13 protein-coding genes are annotated in these 17,659 nt (G+C 53.9%); 7 read left to right on the top strand and 6 right to left on the bottom strand.

Going from position 1 to position 17,659, the window contains the following annotated elements; genetic code table 11:
• Positions 1 to 132 precede the first annotated feature (132 nt).
• Positions 133 to 879: a tRNA pseudouridine(38-40) synthase TruA gene (gene truA, locus AC0VXT_RS00195; RefSeq protein WP_475547013.1), complete on the bottom strand. Its 747-nt coding sequence runs from the start codon at positions 877 to 879 to the stop codon at positions 133 to 135.
• Positions 880 to 1,018: 139 nt separating this feature from the next.
• On the bottom strand, positions 1,019 to 2,239 hold the full coding sequence (locus AC0VXT_RS00190) for an argininosuccinate synthase (protein WP_101301140.1): 1,221 nt from the start codon (positions 2,237 to 2,239) through the stop codon (positions 1,019 to 1,021).
• 299 nt (positions 2,240 to 2,538) lie between these two features.
• Here AC0VXT_RS00190 and AC0VXT_RS00185 point away from each other — a divergent pair, with 299 nt between their 5' ends.
• Positions 2,539 to 3,255 (top strand): M48 family metallopeptidase, encoded by a 717-nt coding sequence (locus tag AC0VXT_RS00185; protein ID WP_101301142.1) that lies wholly within the window; start codon positions 2,539 to 2,541, stop codon positions 3,253 to 3,255.
• A gap of 50 nt (positions 3,256 to 3,305) precedes the next feature.
• Complete coding sequence (locus AC0VXT_RS00180; RefSeq protein ID WP_475547012.1) at positions 3,306 to 3,938, top strand: LysE family translocator; 633 nt, start codon at positions 3,306 to 3,308, stop codon at positions 3,936 to 3,938.
• A gap of 69 nt (positions 3,939 to 4,007) precedes the next feature.
• On the opposite strand, the gene AC0VXT_RS00175 is transcribed toward AC0VXT_RS00180, so the two are convergent.
• A complete protein-coding gene (locus AC0VXT_RS00175) occupies positions 4,008 to 4,913 on the bottom strand; it encodes a LysR family transcriptional regulator (protein ID WP_101301146.1) in 906 nt (301 codons plus the stop codon).
• 413 nt (positions 4,914 to 5,326) lie between these two features.
• Here AC0VXT_RS00175 and AC0VXT_RS00170 point away from each other — a divergent pair, with 413 nt between their 5' ends.
• Genes AC0VXT_RS00170 through argE form a run of 4 tightly spaced genes read left to right on the top strand, consistent with a single transcriptional unit; the run spans position 5,327 to position 9,621 of the window.
• Positions 5,327 to 6,316, top strand: coding sequence for a Bug family tripartite tricarboxylate transporter substrate binding protein (locus AC0VXT_RS00170; RefSeq protein ID WP_475547011.1), 990 nt, complete (start codon positions 5,327 to 5,329; stop codon positions 6,314 to 6,316).
• 50 nt (positions 6,317 to 6,366) lie between these two features.
• Complete coding sequence (locus AC0VXT_RS00165) at positions 6,367 to 6,897, top strand: tripartite tricarboxylate transporter TctB family protein (RefSeq protein WP_475547010.1); 531 nt, start codon at positions 6,367 to 6,369, stop codon at positions 6,895 to 6,897.
• Positions 6,898 to 6,914: 17 nt separating this feature from the next.
• Positions 6,915 to 8,420, top strand: a complete 1,506-nt coding sequence (locus AC0VXT_RS00160; RefSeq protein ID WP_475547009.1) for a tripartite tricarboxylate transporter permease — start codon at positions 6,915 to 6,917, stop codon at positions 8,418 to 8,420.
• Between the two features lie 22 nt (positions 8,421 to 8,442).
• Positions 8,443 to 9,621, top strand: coding sequence for an acetylornithine deacetylase (gene argE / locus AC0VXT_RS00155; protein ID WP_475547008.1), 1,179 nt, complete (start codon positions 8,443 to 8,445; stop codon positions 9,619 to 9,621).
• Between the two features lie 1,202 nt (positions 9,622 to 10,823).
• On the opposite strand, the gene AC0VXT_RS00150 is transcribed toward argE, so the two are convergent.
• Complete coding sequence (locus tag AC0VXT_RS00150; protein ID WP_475547007.1) at positions 10,824 to 12,710, bottom strand: transglycosylase domain-containing protein; 1,887 nt, start codon at positions 12,708 to 12,710, stop codon at positions 10,824 to 10,826.
• A 298-nt stretch (positions 12,711 to 13,008) separates the two neighbouring features.
• Complete coding sequence (locus AC0VXT_RS00145) at positions 13,009 to 14,922, bottom strand: transglycosylase domain-containing protein (RefSeq protein WP_475547006.1); 1,914 nt, start codon at positions 14,920 to 14,922, stop codon at positions 13,009 to 13,011.
• A 346-nt stretch (positions 14,923 to 15,268) separates the two neighbouring features.
• Between AC0VXT_RS00145 and AC0VXT_RS00140 the strand changes: the two genes are divergently transcribed.
• On the top strand, positions 15,269 to 16,471 hold the full coding sequence (locus tag AC0VXT_RS00140) for a M24 family metallopeptidase (protein ID WP_475547005.1): 1,203 nt from the start codon (positions 15,269 to 15,271) through the stop codon (positions 16,469 to 16,471).
• A 142-nt stretch (positions 16,472 to 16,613) separates the two neighbouring features.
• On the opposite strand, the gene AC0VXT_RS00135 is transcribed toward AC0VXT_RS00140, so the two are convergent.
• Positions 16,614 to 17,657, bottom strand: a complete 1,044-nt coding sequence (locus AC0VXT_RS00135) for an L-idonate 5-dehydrogenase (protein WP_475547004.1) — start codon at positions 17,655 to 17,657, stop codon at positions 16,614 to 16,616.
• Positions 17,658 to 17,659 lie beyond the last annotated feature (2 nt).

Here is a 17,659-nt window from a genome sequence, read left to right as displayed (position 1 = left end):
CCCACAGCCCGACGAAAAAAGGGCAAAGCAAAACTCACGCCGTCCATCAGGACACATTGTTTATTGATTCAATGATTGGATTTCTTGTTGTAGGACGGTCAAAATCGGGGGACCGAACCTAAGGTCAGGACCCTAATAATCTACCTTGACGAAATACAGTCCGTCCGCTGGTGCTGTCGGACCGCCCGCCGCACGGTTACAGGCCTCAAGTGCTTTTTTCACCCTAATTGGCTTCCAGCCTCCTTTACCAACCAGAACCAGTGTCCCCACCATGTTGCGCACCTGATGATGCAGGAACGACCGGCTTTCGGTGTGGATGCGGATTTCAAGTGGATCTTCGATGCTGCGCGTGACTTCAAGTTTTTCCAGCGTCTTGATCGGGCTGTTGGCCTGACATTCACTGGCGCGGAAACTGGTGAAATCAAACGTGCCAATCAAATGCTGGGCGGCTTCGTTCATCGCATCGATATCAAGCGGTTTGTAAACCCCCCAGGCAAGCCCGGCTTCAAAGGTCAGCGGGGCCCGACGATTGATGATGCGATACATGTAGTAGCGTTTTTTTGATGAAAACCGCGCGTGGAAATCCTCGGTGACTTCATCGCACAGCTTTACCGCGACCGGGGCCGGTTTAAGGTAATGGTTGATCGCATTCATCACCGCTTCGGCCGGGTAATATTTCGGCAAATCGAAATGCACCACCTGGCCGAGCGCATGCACCCCGGCGTCCGTCCGGCCCGATACATACACACGCACGAATTCACCGACGAAATCCTCGATCGCGGTTTCAAACACCTTTTGAACCGAAATCACTTCGTCCTGATACTGCCACCCGTGATAGGGGCGGCCATCATATTCGACGGTGCATTTATAGCGTTGCATGGGCTCTCAAAATTTGTTGGCGCGGGCCATCGGGCTTAGCCCGGCCCAATTTGTCACGCCCCGTTATATCCGGGCTGATAAAAGAAAACGAGGGGCTTTGACACCCCTCGTTCCAATCCTCACACAATTAAATGCGTGATTATTTCAGATCGTCATTACCGTAGCCAAGGCGCAGACGCAGCGCATTGAGCTTAATGAAGCCTTCTGCATCGTGCTGGTCATAAACGGTGTCGGCTTCGAACGTGACGTGTTCTTCGGAATAGATCGAGTTCGGCGATTTGCGCCCGGTAACCGTGACATTGCCTTTGTAAAGATCAAGGCGGACCGTGCCGTTGACTGAACGCTGGGTGTCATCGATCAGGCGCTGCAGGGCCTGACGTTCTGGCGACCACCAGTAGCCGTTATAGATCATTTCGGCGTACCGCGGCATCAGCTCGTCTTTAAGGTGACCCGCATTGCGGTCCAGCGTGATGCTTTCCATCGCACGGTGCGCGGTGAGCATGATCGTGCCGCCCGGGGTTTCGTACACGCCGCGCGACTTCATGCCGACATAGCGGTTTTCAACCAGATCAAGACGACCAATACCGTTTTTGCCCGCAACATCGTTAAGGGCGGTCAGCAAGGTGGCCGGGCTCATGCGTTCGCCGTTGATTGCAACCGGATCACCTTTTTCGAATTCAATTTCGATGGTGGTGATCGCATCGGGTGCGTTCTGCGGCGAAACCGTGCGCATGAACATATTTTCGTTCGGCTTCGTCCACGGATCTTCAAGCGCCTTGCCTTCATAGGAAATGTGTAGAAGGTTGGCATCCGTCGAATAGGGCGGCTCATCGCCACCGGCCTTGTCGGCCGAAATCGGAATCTGATGCTTCTGGGCGAAGTCCAGCAGTGCTGTACGGGAATTCAATTCCCACTCACGCCACGGTGCAATCACCTTAACGTCAGGCTTAAGGCCATAATAGCCAAGCTCGAAACGAACCTGATCGTTGCCTTTGCCGGTCGCGCCGTGTGAGACGGCATCGGCCCCAACTTCCTTGGCGATTTCGATTTGGCGTTTGGCAATCAAGGGCCGCGCAATCGACGTACCCAGCAGGTAAACACCTTCATACAGGGCATTGGCGCGGAACATCGGGAAGACGTAATCGCGGACGAACTCTTCGCGCAGATCTTCGATGAAGATTTGCTTCACGCCGAACATCTCTGCCTTTTTACGGGCGGGCTCAAGCTCTTCGCCCTGGCCGAGATCGGCGGTGAAGGTCACGACTTCGCAGTTATACTGTTCACGAAGCCACTTCAGGATGATGGAGGTATCAAGCCCGCCTGAATAGGCAAGCACCACCTTTTTGACCTGATCGCTCATTGCAGTGACGCCTTTCTTTTTCAATACACTTCAGGGAATGGCACACGCGTGCCCGGTTCCCTGTCATAGTTCCCTGCCATAGACGCAATCTGTTGATTGCATCGGGCCCCGAAAAGCCTGTAAGGCGCTCCGACGGCTCTTTATGCAAAATCTGCCCCATCTTGCACAAAGAGCCCTAGACCTTGAGCGCGGAGTATAGGAAAACACTAGTGAGGGGCAAGACCCAAGATTGGGCTTGGTGCCAAAAAGGCGCAAAAACCCGTAAAATATTGCCTCGCTTTTGGAAAAAACCGCTCCGAATGCTCAAAAACACCGAAGAAACCGAAATAGACCTGCCCAAAATTGGCCCGCTGCCGGTCCGTTTACGGCCCAGCGCGCGCGCGTCGCGACTCAAACTGCGGATTGATCCGGCGTTTGACGGGGTCGAAATCGTCGTACCCACCGGAATTTCACGAAAAGTCGCCCTTTCGATGCTCGATCAGCACAGCGATTGGGTAGCCGCCCACATTCAACGCTTGCCCGACCGCGTACAGTTCGTGCCCGGCGCGTGGATTCCGTTTCTGGGCGAAGACCACGCCATCCGCGCCGTCCCCGACGCAAAACGCGGGGTCTGGGCCGAGGCCGGGGTGATCTGGGTATCGGGATTGCCCGAACATACCAACCGACGGGTGACCGATTTCCTGAAAAAACAGGCCAAACTTGAAATCGCCCCGCGCGCCCAAGAATATGCCGACCAAATCGGCAAGAAAATCAATCGGATATCGCTGAAAGACACCCGCACCCGTTGGGGCAGTTGCTCCTCAAACGGTAATTTGGCGTTTAGCTGGCGACTCGTTCTGGCCCCCGAAGATGTGCTTGATTACGTCGTCGCCCACGAGGTCGCCCATCTTCAGGAACTGAACCACAGTGCGCGGTTCTGGGCCGTGGTGGATGATCTGTATGGCCCGTCCAAGAAACAGCAACACTGGCTTAAACGAAACGGCTCTGCCCTGCATCGATATGGTGCGGGAAGCTGACTGAGTAAGTTGACCAACTCAATCCATACTGTCCTTACAGGATGCGTCCCATGCTGATCCCGATTGAAACACTGGCCATCTTCATCCCCACCGCCCTGGCCCTTAATATGACGCCGGGCAATGACATGCTGTTTTGTCTGGGACAGGGGATTAAATCCGGCCCGGTTGCTGGCAATGCCGCAAGTCTTGGGATTGCCACGGGTGCGATGATCCACACACTTTTGGCCGGATTGGGACTGGCGGCACTGGTTGCGGCCCATCCGGTGGCGCTTGAAGTTTTGCGCTGGCTTGGCATTGCATATCTGGTGTGGCTGGCGATCAATGCCTTCCGATCCAGTGATCAAAATCTGGCACCAGCCAGAACCACACAATCATCCGCCTTTCGCGCATGGCGGGACGGGATTGTGGTTAATCTGCTCAACCCGAAAATCATCGTATTTGTGCTGGCCTTCATCCCGCAATTTGTCGATGCGTCGCGGGGGTCGGTGTTGGTGCAGTTTTTGATTTTCGGCCTGATCCTCAATATCGGCGGGACGATGATCAATTGTCTGGTGGGCGGATTTGCCGGGAAACTTGGTGTGATATTATCGCGATCAAAACGGGTGGCGCGTGGCTTTCAGATTTTTACCGGATGCGTGTTTCTCGGTCTTGCGGCCAAGCTGGCGTTTGATCGGCGCGGGTGAATAATCATCCGCATTATTCATTTTAGATGAATAATAGCCTTCAGCCCAAATCGGACTGTAAACCATTCTTTACACCACACATCCGCTTTCACGCAGATGGGGTAATTCTGCGCGCAAGAATCCAAGGAAGCTTTTTTCCACAGCACTCAGTTCACGTGATGCGGTGAACAATGCCACGTCCCAGTCAATGACCGGCGTTAAGGTGCGCGCAACCACCTTGGTTTCATCGACCAGCAAGGCGGCAAACGGATCAATCACCGCAATCCCGACATTGCGTTCGACAAGGCGCGAAATGGTGCGAATGGTCCGGGCCTCGACCGCGATTTTGCGCGGCCATCCGGCGATCTGGAAAATATAGTCGATTTTGGTGCGGAGCGGCGATCCGATCGACAGTTCGACAAAGCGTTCACCGCGCAGAAGATCAATATCAATCGTTTCAAACCCGGCCAGCCGATGCCCCACCGGCATCAAACAGACCGCACGTGACTGTGCCAGCGGGGTGACCACCATATTGGGGTCCTGCAGATCAAGGGTAATGCCGATCCCCAGATCACATTGCCGGGTTGTGACCATTTCAAGCATGCCTTCAAGCCCCGTATCGGTGATGCTGATCGAGACATTGGGGTGGGCCAGTTTGAATTTTGCCACCACATCGAGAAGATAGGTATCAACATAAATCGGCTGTGCGGCGATCCGGATGGAGCCCAGCTGATCATTGGCAATCGCACGGGCCTGCGTTTCAATTTCATGAAGTGAGTTCAGCGACCGCAAGACAGTGACGTGAAACTGATGGGCCTCATTGGTCGGCACCAGTTGATTGCGTTTGCGGTTAAACAAGGAAAATCCGACAGACTTTTCAAAGCTGTTGAGCAAACGGCTGACCATTGGCTGGCTGATGTTCATTGCCTGTGCCGCCTTGGTGACCGACCCATGGGTCATAAAGGCATTGAAGCTTTCCAACTCGCGCAGGTTCATCTGGCGCACTCCGACGTTTCAGTATGTAGATTAGTTATACTGGAATTAATTTTTTGCGCCAACAGTTATGGATTGTCTATGGATGGTGCATACAAAAAGAAAAGATCCAGGCTCAGGACCTATTAATTTGATTGGAATGGCAGACGTTATATTTGTGAAATCCAAGGAAAAGCCCGCCGGGCGGACTGGTATCCCGGCCAAGGGGTTTGACGCAGGAGGTTGCAAATATAACGTCTGTCCTTTGGATTGTCCGGATTTGCACGGGCTACTTTGTCGCAAAACCTTGAAAGATGCATATCTTCCTGCGGTTTCGCTCCGCGTATCCGCACAAATCCGGACAACCATTCGAACCAAACTAATAGGTCCTGAGCCTCTCCGGCAATACTGCCACCACCACCCAGGGAGACATGAAAATGTTTCAAAAGCTCAAAAAAGCAGCCGGCGTAGCAGCCGCCATCCTTGCGACAACCACCATGATTTCGACCGCCCAGGCAGATGCCTATCCTGAAAAAGCCATCACCCTTGTTGTGCCTTATGGTGCCGGTGGTGCGTCAGATCTGGCAGGTCGTGCACTTGCCGAGACCGCACGTCATTACATCGATGATCAGCCGATTGTGGTTGTCAACAAGACCGGCAATGGCGGCATGAACGGTGCGCGTTTCGTGACCGAACAGAAACCCGATGGTTACACCCTTTTGCTGTCACGCGTTGGCATGGCGCTGTATCCGGCAGTCTACGAAGACAGCCCGGTCGCATGGGACGATTACACCTTCCTGGGTATTCTCGAATCGACCCCGATGATCCTGGCCGTGAATGCCAATTCCGACGTCCAGACCGTTGATGATCTGATTGCCAAGATCAAAGACAGCGACGGCGCAACCACCTATGCCGCATCCGGCCCCACCGCGATTGATGGCTTCTCGGTTCAGGCACTTCTGTCTGATCTTGATCTTGACCCGCTGACCGCATCCACCCTCGTGCCATACAAAGGCGGCTCTGCTTTGGCCGCAGCCCTTCTTGGCGGTCACGTTGATTTCCTCGCAATTGCTGCTGGTTCTTTGATGCCCCACATCGAAGCCGGTAAAATGCGTCCGCTGATGGTGTATTCGCCAAAACGTATGGCAGCCCTGCCGGACGTCCCGACAGCCAAAGAACTCGGCTATGCGCAAGCTGGTCAGGTTGGCGGCTGGAGCGGTCTGTATGCGCCTAAAGGTCTTCCGGAAGATGTTGTGGCAAAATGGACCGAAGTCCTTGGCAATGTTGCAACCGACGAACAGTGGCTCGACCTTGCCGCGAAACGTGGCTCGACCTCGGTCATCGGTGATGACGATCCGTCGGCTTACGTCAAAAGCCAGTTCGAACTTTATAACGGCATGGCCAAAAAGTTCGGCTACATCCAGTAAGACGTTTTTTAACGTCCTGTAATTTTCGACTTTAAATGCGAGACGGAACCATGAACCAAAATCGCGATTTCTATGCTGGACTGGTCGCGACGGTATTCTTTGCCATCGTCCTGTTCGTTCTGATCCCGATCTATGTGAAGGTTCCGTCTTTCATTCCCGGCTTTGCCCCGCCGCCTGATATGTGGCCGCGCGTTGTTGCCGTGATTGGCCTTGTCATGGGTATTCTGGCCCTTGTTCTGGCCTTTCCCAAATCGCGCAAAACCAGCGGCGAGAAGGTCACAAGCCTTGGTTTCTATGTGAACCGAAACAAGGTTTTCATAACCCGTTTTGCCTTGTTGCTGGTTCTGTTTGCCGCCTTTGTTTATGGCCAGCCGGTGATCGGTTTTGTGCCGGCAACCGTTCTTTTGCTGGGCATTCTGTTCCTGATGACAGGTAATTTCGGCAACAAGTTCTGGATGATTGGTCTGACGATCATTTTCCCGGTTTTGCTGTATCTGCTTTTTACCGAAGTCACCCATACGCCCTTCCCCGAAGGCATGCTGTTTTCCAACAGTCTTTCTGACCTCGTAACCCTGATCTGATCGAAAGCCCCATCGTTATGTGGAATGAATTGCTTTTCGCCTTCCAGTCTGTGGCAACGTTACCGAACTTCTTGGCGATGTTTGCCGGGATTTGGGGGGGCGTGATTATCGGCGCCATCCCGGGCATGACCGGGACGATGGCTGTGACCCTGGCACTGCCGTTTACGTTTTATCTGCCGCCCGTCACCAGTCTTTTGCTTTTGGTGGCGCTCTATAAAGGGTCAACCTATGGCGGGTCGATTTCCGCCATCCTGATCAAGACGCCCGGCACCGCATCCGCCGCCTGCACCGTTCTGGACGGTTATCCGCTCGCCCGTGCGGGCAAAGGTGGCAAGGCGCTGAACATGGCGCTGATTTCAAGCTGTATCGGCGACTTTATTTCGAACATTTCGCTGTTCTTCCTTGCCATGCCTTTGGCGATGTTTGCGCTGCGCGTTGGGCCGCCGGAATTCTTTATGCTGATGGCGTTTTCACTGACCATTGTGGCGAGTATTTCCGGCCGTTCGCTGGTTTTGGGCATCATTGCCGCCTGTCTTGGTCTGTTGCTGGCAACGGTTGGCGAAGATATTTATGGATCTTACCGGTTTGCACTTTCAGAAGACATGAAATCAGGCCTTGGCATGGTGCCGGTTCTGATTGGCCTGTTTGCCCTGCCTGAACTGATCAAAATGATCGTGTTCCGCCCGGAAGACAACAGTCAGGCGATGAAGCTTGGCGATAATCGCCTGACCCTTTCGGAATTCCGTGGATCGATCAAATCGATTTGCCGGGGGTCGGTCATCGGCGTGATCCTTGGCGCCATTCCGGGCATCGGCCCGTCAACGGCGGCCTTTTTCTCCTATAGTGAGGCGCGCCGGACATCGAAAAACGGTGACAAGTTTGGCGAAGGCGAACTGGAAGGCATCGCCGCATCAGAATCAGCCAATAACGGTGCCTGTGGTGCGACCATGATCCCGCTTTTGGCCCTTGGTGTGCCGGGCGATGTGATCACCGGTGTGATGCTGGGTGCGTTCATGATCCACGGCCTGACCCCGGGGCCGCTTTTGTTCCAGAACAACCTTGGCGAGGTTTATTCGCTGTTTATCGGCATGCTGTTTAGTTCGCTGTTCCTGTTTATCGCAGGCAAGCTGACGGCAGGTGCCTTTACCAAAATTTCGCGCATTCCCCAGACCTTGCTGCTGCCGTGCATCCTGATCCTGTGCGTCTATGGCATCTATTCCATCGGGGCCAGTCCGTTTGACGTCACGGTTCTGCTGGTGATGGGCGTTGTCGGCTTTGCCATGATGTTGCTGAACATTCCGGCCGCCCCGTTCCTGATCGCCTTTATCCTTGGCCCGATGTTTGAAGACAACATGCGCCGGTCGCTTGCGATTTCGCGCGGTGATCTTGGTGTCTTCTTCCAGTCATGGATTTCATGGGGCTTCTTCATCCTGACCATTCTGTTTGTCACTTTGACCATTCGTCGTGAATGGAAGAAATGGCGGGAAAAACGCAGCCTTGCGGCTTCGTCGTCGTCATCCTGACCCGAGAAACGAGAAACATAAAATGAGCAAACCCAACATGTCCCGCCTCCATCATGCCATTGATCTGCTTGGCAAGCTGGTGGCGTTTGACACCACCAGCAAAAACTCGAATCTCGGTCTGATCCATTTTGTTCGCGACTATCTCGCACAGTATGGCATCGAAAGTACCCTGTTTCATGACGAAACCGGTGAAAAGGCCAACCTGCTTGCCACCATCGGGCCGAAAGGCGTTCCGGGCATTGCCCTTTCGGGGCATACCGATGTGGTGCCCGCGTTGGAAAACAGCTGGATCAGCCCGGCGTTTGAACTGACCGAGCGTGACGGCAAACTGTTTGGTCGCGGATCGGCCGACATGAAGGGTTTTTCAGCCTGTGCGCTGGCGATGATCCCCGAACTGGTCAAACGCGATCTTGCGATCCCGATCCATCTTTGCCTGTCTTATGACGAGGAAGTCGGCTGCATCGGGGTTGGATCCATGGTCGATCATTTGGCCGCCATGGACACCCCGCCGCGTATTGCCGTGATTGGTGAGCCGACCGACATGAAGGTCATTAATGGCCAAAAGGGCAAATATTCCATGCGCGTGACCGTTACCGGCACCGCCGGGCACAGCTCGTTTGCACCCAACCATGTCAATGCCATCGAATATGCCAGCCGCGCGATCAGTATGATCGCTGATAAGGCCCGTGATTTCGAAGAAAACGGGCCGTTTGACGATGATTTCACCGTCCCGCACAGCACCATGCTGACCACGACAATTGGCGGCGGCACGGCCACCAATGTGACGCCCGATCATTGCGAATTCACCTTTGAAATCCGCCACCTGCCCGAACATGACGCCGAAGCGGTGATTGCCGACATCCAGCAAGCCATCATGGAAACGCTGGACGTCGAAATGAAGGCCAAGGAACCGGAAACCGGATTTGCATGGGAAAAGATCTTTTCCTATCCGGGGATGGGTGATTGCACCGATGCACCGGGCTTTGAGCTGGTCAGCAACATCATCCCCGATATTTCGGGCAAGGTGTCTTATGGCTCCGAAGGCGGTGTGTTTGAAAAGCAGGGCAACATCCCATCCATCATTTGCGGTCCGGGCAGCATCAAACAGGCCCACAAGCCCAATGAATTTATCGAGATTGCGCAGATCGAGGAATGTCTGGACTTCCTTGAGGCGCTCACAGATCAGGCCGTCGCGGCCTGATACCCTCGCCATGGGACAGGGTCATATCCCTGTCCCAATCGGGTGCGTTGCATCAGGGGTGATCCACCCTCTTCCCTGAGTAAATGCGCGCCCCGACAGGTGAGAACTCCCTGGCTGCATCGCCCCCCAAGTTGGTGCAGCCAAAGCAAACCAAACTTGAGGCCGGTTCGTGAAAACGATGCCGGTCTTTTTTTTGTTTTTCGCGGGAAGAGGGAGAAATAAATCCGCCCCCCTTTTCTCAATAATATTGAAATATTGATACTACGCGTAACTATCGCAAAATCACCCTGGTCTTGTTGAAATATAGAAACCACCACCGAAGTAATTGTTAGCAATTGCAATGGCTAAAAGAATTATCACTCCCAAAGCAATCTTGAATATAAGCTTTAAAGTTTTCTTCTTATCGTCATTCAGTTGCATAAATAACTACCTTTCCCTCAAGCTCTCATCCCGGTACCGCAACATCGGCCCTAGAACATATTCAAGCAAACGACGCTCACCGGTACAGACAAGAAAAAAGGGAACAGCCCCCTTTTACAATTTTCTTTTGCCGCATATGCAACTTAAACCACATCGCCATTTCTCCTTAATCAAGTTGAAATTTTAGACGATTAAAGATCAGTCGAAAAATTACTGAAGATAAAATTTGAACAAAAATTGCTAACAGCAAGAATTTAAAAGTATACCAAGAAATCACAAACCCAAAAGCTGCAAACACCAGAACCACAAGAACCACGTCTATTGCAGAAATACTCACTAAACTTTCTGTAAACACCTTAAATAAAATCAAGTAATATAACGAAGATACTACAAAAAAAACCATTCCGAAAAATACACCAGCCCAAAAACTCCCAACTCCAATGTAAAAGTAGAAGAAAATCAATAAACTCAATGGGACTGACTTTATAATATGGAAAAAATAAGTTCTCATATTTCCCTCAAACTCTCATCCCGATACCGCAACATCAGGAAAAGGGGACAGTCAGCTTTTCCGGATTTTCTTTTAGCGGAAAGAGGAAAAAATAAATCTGCCTCCCCTTTTTGGTCCAGTCCGAATCTATACCCCGTTGAAATCGAGATAGATTCCCGCCTTCGCGGCAATGACGGGCGGGTTAGATACGGGGCCGCTCACAGACAGCCCCAAGAAGGCCACCTGTGAGTTCGATATCGGCAATAAAGGTGCGCAAAACCTTTGCACCCAATTATTGCTTTTCATTGCCCGAGCTGTAGCCAGCGGTGAAATCGCGCCAGCTGTCATCCTCGCCCATTTTTTTCGACCGGGCCAAGGCAGCCTTGCCAAGGGAGCGGACCGGCAGGTTTTGATGGGCATGCAGCATGAAGTCGTGCCACAGCTTGGCGGGGAGATCACCGCCGGTGACTTCGTCCATCGGACTGCCATCATCATTGCCCATCCAGACACCGGCCACCAATTCCGCAGTATATCCAATGAACCACGCGTCACGATAATCCGATGTCGTGCCGGTTTTTCCGGCAGCGGGCCGGTCAATAATCGCGTTGCGGCCCGTGCCCTTGGCAATGACAGAGGCCAGCATATTGTTCATTTCACCGGCATGCAGCGGGTTCATCAGGCGCGACGGGAAATCATCGGTGCGTTGATATAAGACCTCGCCGCTGCGTCCGGTGATTTTGCTGACGGCGTGCGGGAACACCGAAAAACCGCCATTGGCGACGATGGCATAGGCGCCGGTAAGTTCCAGCATCGAAACTTCGCTGGTGCCAAGGGCAAGGCTCGGTTCTCTGTTCAGGGTCGAGGACACGCCCATATCACGTGCCTTCTGGATGACCTTGTCCAAACCGACTTCCATGGCAAGCTGTACGGCAATCGAGTTGTTTGAGGTCGCAAGCGCATCACGAATGGACATGGTGCCGTGGTGTTTGCGATCAAAGTTCCGCGGTTCCCAGCCATTGATCGAAATTTCGATATCGCGCATCCAGTCGTTCGAGCCCAAACCGTTGTCCAACCCGGCCAGATAGGTAAACAGTTTGAACACCGATCCGGGTTGACGGCGGGCCTGTGTGACACGGTTATACTGACTTTCGAAATAGTCCCGTCCGCCGACCATGGCGCGCACGGCACCGTCGGGTGTCATTGCCAGAAGAGCGGCCTGACCGACGCGTTTTTGCACCGCACCGGGGCTTGTAAGCGCACGTTCAAGGTTGAATTCGGCAACTTCCTGAAGACGGGAATCAAGCGTGGTGTGGACCTGAAGGTCCTGATCGACATAGCCGACATAATCGCGCACACGATCAAGAACCCAGTCGGAGAAATAGCGCACACCCGGTCCTGTATTTGCCTTACGCGCGGTGCGCACACGGGTTTGTTTGGCCCGGTCTGCGCGCGCCTTGTTCAGCGCCCCGGTCGACACCAAGGCATCAAGAACAAGATTGGCGCGCTCCGCCGCCTGAACCGGATCAACCATCGGATTATAGCGACTTGGTGCCTTCGGCAATCCTGCCAGAACAGCCGCTTCATAGAGGTTCAAACGCCGTGGATCGGTGCCAAAGTAGTGGCGCGCGGCCGCATCAATCCCGTACAGGCCTGATCCGAAATAGATCCGGTTAAGATACAGCGACAGGATTTGCTGTTTGTCGAATTTGAATTCAAGCCAGATCGCCAGAAGGACTTCTTCGATCTTGCGGCCAAAACTGCGTTCGGGGGACAGAAACAGGTTTTTGGCGAGCTGCTGGGTAATTGTGCTGCCGCCCTCCGTAATGCGTCCGGCCGTCAAATTAGCCCAGGTTGCGCGCAAGATGCCAAGAACATCGATGCCAAAATGATCATAAAACCGGCGGTCTTCGATGGAAACGAACGCCTGACCGACATAATCGGGCAGATCACGTACTTCGACCGGATTGCCATAGCGGTTGCCATAGGTGGCAAGTGTTGCGCCATCAATACTGATGATCCGGATCGATGGTTTGCGTTCACTGGCGACATCAAAACTGACTTTGTCGGGCAGCCCGTATCCGTAATAGGCCACGACACCACCGCCAAGCACCATGACCCAGATGCTGCCAAGGACGATGAAACGTGCAATGGCCTCTGGCCCGGGGATCAAATCGCCCATGCGCGAAAATAAGCTACCTTTGCGCTTTCCAGCGCTGCTGACACGTTTTTTCGTTTTGGATCCTTTGGCGGCCGCACCCTTGCGTACGCTTTGCCGTCTTTTAAATTCTCTTTGGGCCACAAATGCACCTTTTGGTCAGATACGGGCGCACGGCAACTCGATCCGTCTCGTGGACATCATCGGGACATATGTCCCAACGGCCAGACAGACGAAGTCGCCGCGTTAACCGGCGTTTTTTATATTGTTATGCCCCAACCGAGGAGGGAGTCCCCCGTCTCCCCGCTTTGCGACGGTTTTATCAATTATTGCCGTTCAGGTCGCGCTTCCACAGATCGTTCACCCCGTCATTTTCCCGACGTCTCTGTGATGATGCACGGATCATTGAACGGATGGCCAGTCCATCATGCGCATCAAGCATAAATAACCGCCACAAAGACGCAAGCTCTACATCCCCGCGCACGGCCATTCTACTGTTATCATCATTGCCAGCCCAGACCACCGTGGTCAGATCAGATGTAAACCCGACATACCACGCATCCGACCCTCCACCGGCGACCGTGCCATACCCGGCAAAGGGCCGATCCAGCCTTACTTGCGGATCGGTCACACTGGCGTAAAGCACATATGACCCCTGAATGGCCTCGTCGGTTAGTCTTTTTTCCTGAACCAGATCTTCGCGCTGATACAACGCGGTTTCGTCAGTCCCGCTATACGACACGCGGTTGATCACCGTCATTTGTGCCGGTTTGCCGGAATTTTGCGGCAATGTGTGAATGGCGGCAATTTCGCCCATCGTTACCGGATCAAGACCGACCACGGTTCGAATATCTGTTGAAAGCGGACTTTTGACACCAATCGCATGGATGTAATCGCGCACATCAAGCAAGCCGTAGTGATCGGCAAGGGTTGTTGGCACGGTATTGACATCCCGGACGAAGGCTTCGCGCAGTGAAATCTGCCCCATATATTCGTGATCAGGATTGATCGGCCGCCACCCGGCAACCGCCATGCGATTGTCCCGGACCCATTGGGCCGGATCGCTGTTTTGGTTTAGCGCATAATAATAGGTAGCGATTTTAATCATCCGGCCGGGCAAATGCCGAACATCGGTTGCCCGGTTGCGCTGAAACGGGCTGTAATTGGCCCCACCGATGATCGCGCGAATACGCCCATCCGGGCTGATGGAGATAAGGGCGGTTTGATTGGCCCCCTTGGGCTTGATGCGAATCTCGGAAACCTCGCGCACGACATCCTGGGCGAGCTTTTGCACCTTGAGATCAATGCTGGTGACAACATCGATATCGCGGCTGCTGTATCCGACAATATCGGCGACTTCTTCGAGAACCATGTCGACCAGATAGCCCGAGACAACATGTTCTTCGTATTGAACATCCAGCTTTGGCTCAAGCAATGTCAGGGCAGAAACCCGGTCCTTTTCGATGAATTTATACTGACCCAGTTTTGCCAGAATATCGTTGGCTTCTGCGGCGGTTTCACTGGAATGCAAAAGCGGATCAAACTTGACAGGATCGCTCATGGCAGCCGCCAGAACGGCGGCCTGATGCAGGGTTATGCGCTCCGCCGGGCCGCCGTACCAAAGGCGTGATGCCGCGGTAATGCCAAAAATGCCCCGCCCGATATAGCTGCGTTCAAGGTAGCTGCGCAGGATGGTCTTTTTGCTGAATTTCATTTCCAGCCAAAGTGCGACGAGGAATTCCTGAAAATGGCGTCCCGCATTGTTGGCTTTGGTCTTAAAGAAGGTTCGCGCAACCTTCATCGTGATGGTCGACCCCGATCCGGGATCACCGCTAAAGATCCGGGCGAAATCACGGCCGGAAACGCCCATATGATTAAAGAAGTTCGGATCGGTTGCCGCGACAAAGACGTTTTGCACCCGTTCGGGGATGGTTGTCAGCGAGACATCCTGACTGTAGCGCCCCTCGACGGTTTCCAGCAACGCCCCGTCATAGCCCAGAATACGGACTTGCGGGCTGCGGATCATGTTGCGGCTGAGATCGAGGTTGGACTGAATGGAATACATAATGCCAAACAGCGATCCCACGACCAGCGTCAGGCAAAACCCGATTGTGATCATCCGCCGACGCCGCATGCGCCGCCGTATAATCCGCATTTCGCGTTCGGCTATTTTCTGCATTGCGGAATTGGCTGCTGATTGCCCACCGCCTGTATGGTCTTCGTCTTCCTCGGCCACGCCAAAATTCCGTAAATTGCCCGTATTTTATATTGTTCCCCAACAGTAAAGCGACAAGCTGTTAAGAAAATACTTTAACCATGACAATTAACCATACAAACGTATGGATTCCTGCCACCCGCCCCCCGAAGGACTGCTGTTCCGTTGTGATCTTGCGGATTTCTCTTGCCAGATTGGCGCACAATCCCCGATAAGATCAGCAGGGCAGGCGATGGCGTCGCCAGCGTAAAATGCGCGCCCGACATCACCCATACACATCCTGAACGCCGGGATCTTGCTTTGTCGTTGTCAAGACAGGGGGAGGTCTCATCCCCTTTGAGGCAGCGCCGATAAGGAGATTTTGCGAATGGATCGTCCAGAATTTTACCGTTTCCATCAAGGTGACCGCATTCTGCCGTTTGAGGCGTCAGAATATGAGGCACGTCTTGCCAAATTGCGCACCATCATGGCCGCGTGCGGTGTTGACGCGTGCGTTTTCACCTCGATGCATAACATCGCCTATTATTCCGGCTTTTTGTATTGCGCGTTTGGGCGATCTTATGCGCTGGTCGTCACACCAACCGACACTGTCACGATCAGTGCGGGCATTGATGCGGCCCAACCGTGGCGCCGGTGCCATGGCGACAATATTACCTATACCGACTGGCAGCGACATAACTACTGGCGCGCGGTTCGATCTGTTACCGGGGTTGGCAAGGTTGTCGGCTATGAGGGCGATCATCTTAGCCTTGTGCAAAAGGCGTTGCTTGATGAGTTCCTTAACCCCGCCAGCAGCCGGGACATCACCGCCGACACCATGCGTCAGCGCATGCATAAATCACCCGCCGAAATTGCCCTGATCCGAAGCGGGGCACAGGTGGCCGATGTGGGGGGCTATGCCATTCGCGATGCGATTAAGGAAGGTGCGCGCGAGATTGATGTGGCCATGGCCGGGCGCGATGCGATGGAACGTGAAATTGCCAAACGGTTCCCCGATGCGGAATATCGCGATACGTGGGTGTGGTTCCAGTCGGGCATCAATACCGATGGTGCGCACAATCCGGTCACGGCGCGCAAACTCCAGCGTGGCGATATCCTGTCGCTGAATACCTTTCCGATGATTTCAGGCTATTACACCGCCCTTGAGCGGACCCTGTTCGTCGGTGAGGTCGATGATGCCAGCCTGAAAATCTGGCAGGCCAATGTCGGGGCGCATGAATATGGCATGAGCCTGCTTAAACCCGGTGCGTCCTGTGCGGCGGTGACGGAAAAGATCAACGCCTTTTTCGCGGAACGTGACCTTTTGCAATACCGCACCTTTGGCTATGGCCACAGCTTTGGCGTGCTATCGCATTATTATGGCCGCGAAGCCGGGCTTGAGCTGCGCGAGGATATCGACACGGTGCTCGAACCGGGCATGGTGATCAGCATGGAACCGATGCTGACCATTGCCCACGGGCAACCGGGTGCCGGTGGATATCGCGAGCATGACATTCTCGTCATCACCGAGGATGGAAACGACAATATCACCGGCTACCCCTATGGCCCGGATTTCAACGTGGTCGGGTAAGCCCGATCAACGTTGATCACGCATAAAAAACGGGCCCGCACATGCAGGCCCGTTTTGATTTTATGCGGTTCATTTTCAACGCAACGCCTGAAAATTCAGGCCCCACGCGGGCAGAGATATTGTTGCCGACAACACCGCCGCATCAGCTGGAAAATGCCAATTGAACCTTTACCGATTTGCTGCGATCCCGCGCAACTTCAAAGGCCTCTTTGGCGGTTTCAAGCGGGAAGGTCTGGGTGATGATCGGTGCGACATCGATTTCACCACGATCAATCATGCCAACGGCCTCGGCGAATTCGGTGCTGAAACGGAAGGTCCCGGTAATCGTGATTTCCTTGGCAACCAGGGGATTGAACGGTACGGGCATTTCACCGGCAACACCGACCTGGACAAGAATACCCTGCGGGCGCAGGGTGCTGATGGCTGTGCGCAATGCTGCAGGCGCGGCAGAACATTCCAGACACACGTCAAACTGCCCTTTTTCGGCTTCGTAAGGTGTGAGCTCGTCAGCGGCCTTGGCAATATTGATTGTCCGGGTTGCCCCCATTTTCCGCGCCACACCCAAGGCAAAGTCCTGCAAGTCGGTCACGACAATTTCAGTTGCCCCGGCAAGCTTAGCCGCCGCCGCACAAAGACTGCCAATCGGTCCAGCCCCGGTAATCAGGACCTTTTTACCTGAAAGATCACCCGCCCGGGCGACGGCATGCAGACAGACCGCAAGGGGTTCCGCACAGGCAGCCCGGCCGATATCGGTTTGATCGGAAATGGCAAAACATTGGCCTTGGCCCACATTGACCAGATCGCGAAACGCCCCCTGAATATGGGGCATGGGCATGGCGGACCCGAAGAACTTCATGTTCAGGCAATGCTGTTGCAAGTTCTGCTGGCAATAACGGCATGTGCCGCACGGGTGACTTGGATTGATGGCAACCTTTTGCCCAACAGACAGTCCGCTGACATCCGGACCAAGTGCAACAATTGTTCCGGCAGCTTCATGGCCAAGAATGATCGGTTCGCGCACCCGGATCTGGCCGATCCCGCCTTCGAAGTAGTAATGCATGTCCGAACCGCACACGCCACCGGCCCCCACACGGACAAGCACTTCATCCTTGATCGGATCAAGGGTGGCTTCGGTATCGATACGAAGATCATCTTGGCCATACAAACGGCAAACACGTGTTTGCATTG

This window comes from Thalassospira sp. Z349TD_5, assembly GCF_056173045.1.
Note: the sequence above shows the minus strand (reverse complement) of the source record. Positions and strands in the feature narration are given on the sequence as shown.

Bases quoted from the DNA above. Each gene is read 5' to 3' on its own strand.
- truA (WP_475547013.1), bottom strand. From the start codon at position 879: ATGCAACGCTATAAATGCACCGTCGAATATGATGGCCGCCCCTATCAC.
- AC0VXT_RS00190 (WP_101301140.1), bottom strand. From the start codon at position 2,239: ATGAGCGATCAGGTCAAAAAGGTGGTGCTTGCCTATTCAGGCGGGCTT.
- AC0VXT_RS00185 (WP_101301142.1), top strand. From the start codon at position 2,539: ATGCTCAAAAACACCGAAGAAACCGAAATAGACCTGCCCAAAATTGGC.
- AC0VXT_RS00180 (WP_475547012.1), top strand. From the start codon at position 3,306: ATGCTGATCCCGATTGAAACACTGGCCATCTTCATCCCCACCGCCCTG.
- AC0VXT_RS00175 (WP_101301146.1), bottom strand. From the start codon at position 4,913: ATGAACCTGCGCGAGTTGGAAAGCTTCAATGCCTTTATGACCCATGGG.
- AC0VXT_RS00170 (WP_475547011.1), top strand. From the start codon at position 5,327: ATGTTTCAAAAGCTCAAAAAAGCAGCCGGCGTAGCAGCCGCCATCCTT.
- AC0VXT_RS00165 (WP_475547010.1), top strand. From the start codon at position 6,367: ATGAACCAAAATCGCGATTTCTATGCTGGACTGGTCGCGACGGTATTC.
- AC0VXT_RS00160 (WP_475547009.1), top strand. From the start codon at position 6,915: ATGTGGAATGAATTGCTTTTCGCCTTCCAGTCTGTGGCAACGTTACCG.
- argE (WP_475547008.1), top strand. From the start codon at position 8,443: ATGAGCAAACCCAACATGTCCCGCCTCCATCATGCCATTGATCTGCTT.
- AC0VXT_RS00150 (WP_475547007.1), bottom strand. From the start codon at position 12,710: ATGGGCGATTTGATCCCCGGGCCAGAGGCCATTGCACGTTTCATCGTC.
- AC0VXT_RS00140 (WP_475547005.1), top strand. From the start codon at position 15,269: ATGGATCGTCCAGAATTTTACCGTTTCCATCAAGGTGACCGCATTCTG.
- AC0VXT_RS00135 (WP_475547004.1), bottom strand. From the start codon at position 17,657: ATGCAAACACGTGTTTGCCGTTTGTATGGCCAAGATGATCTTCGTATC.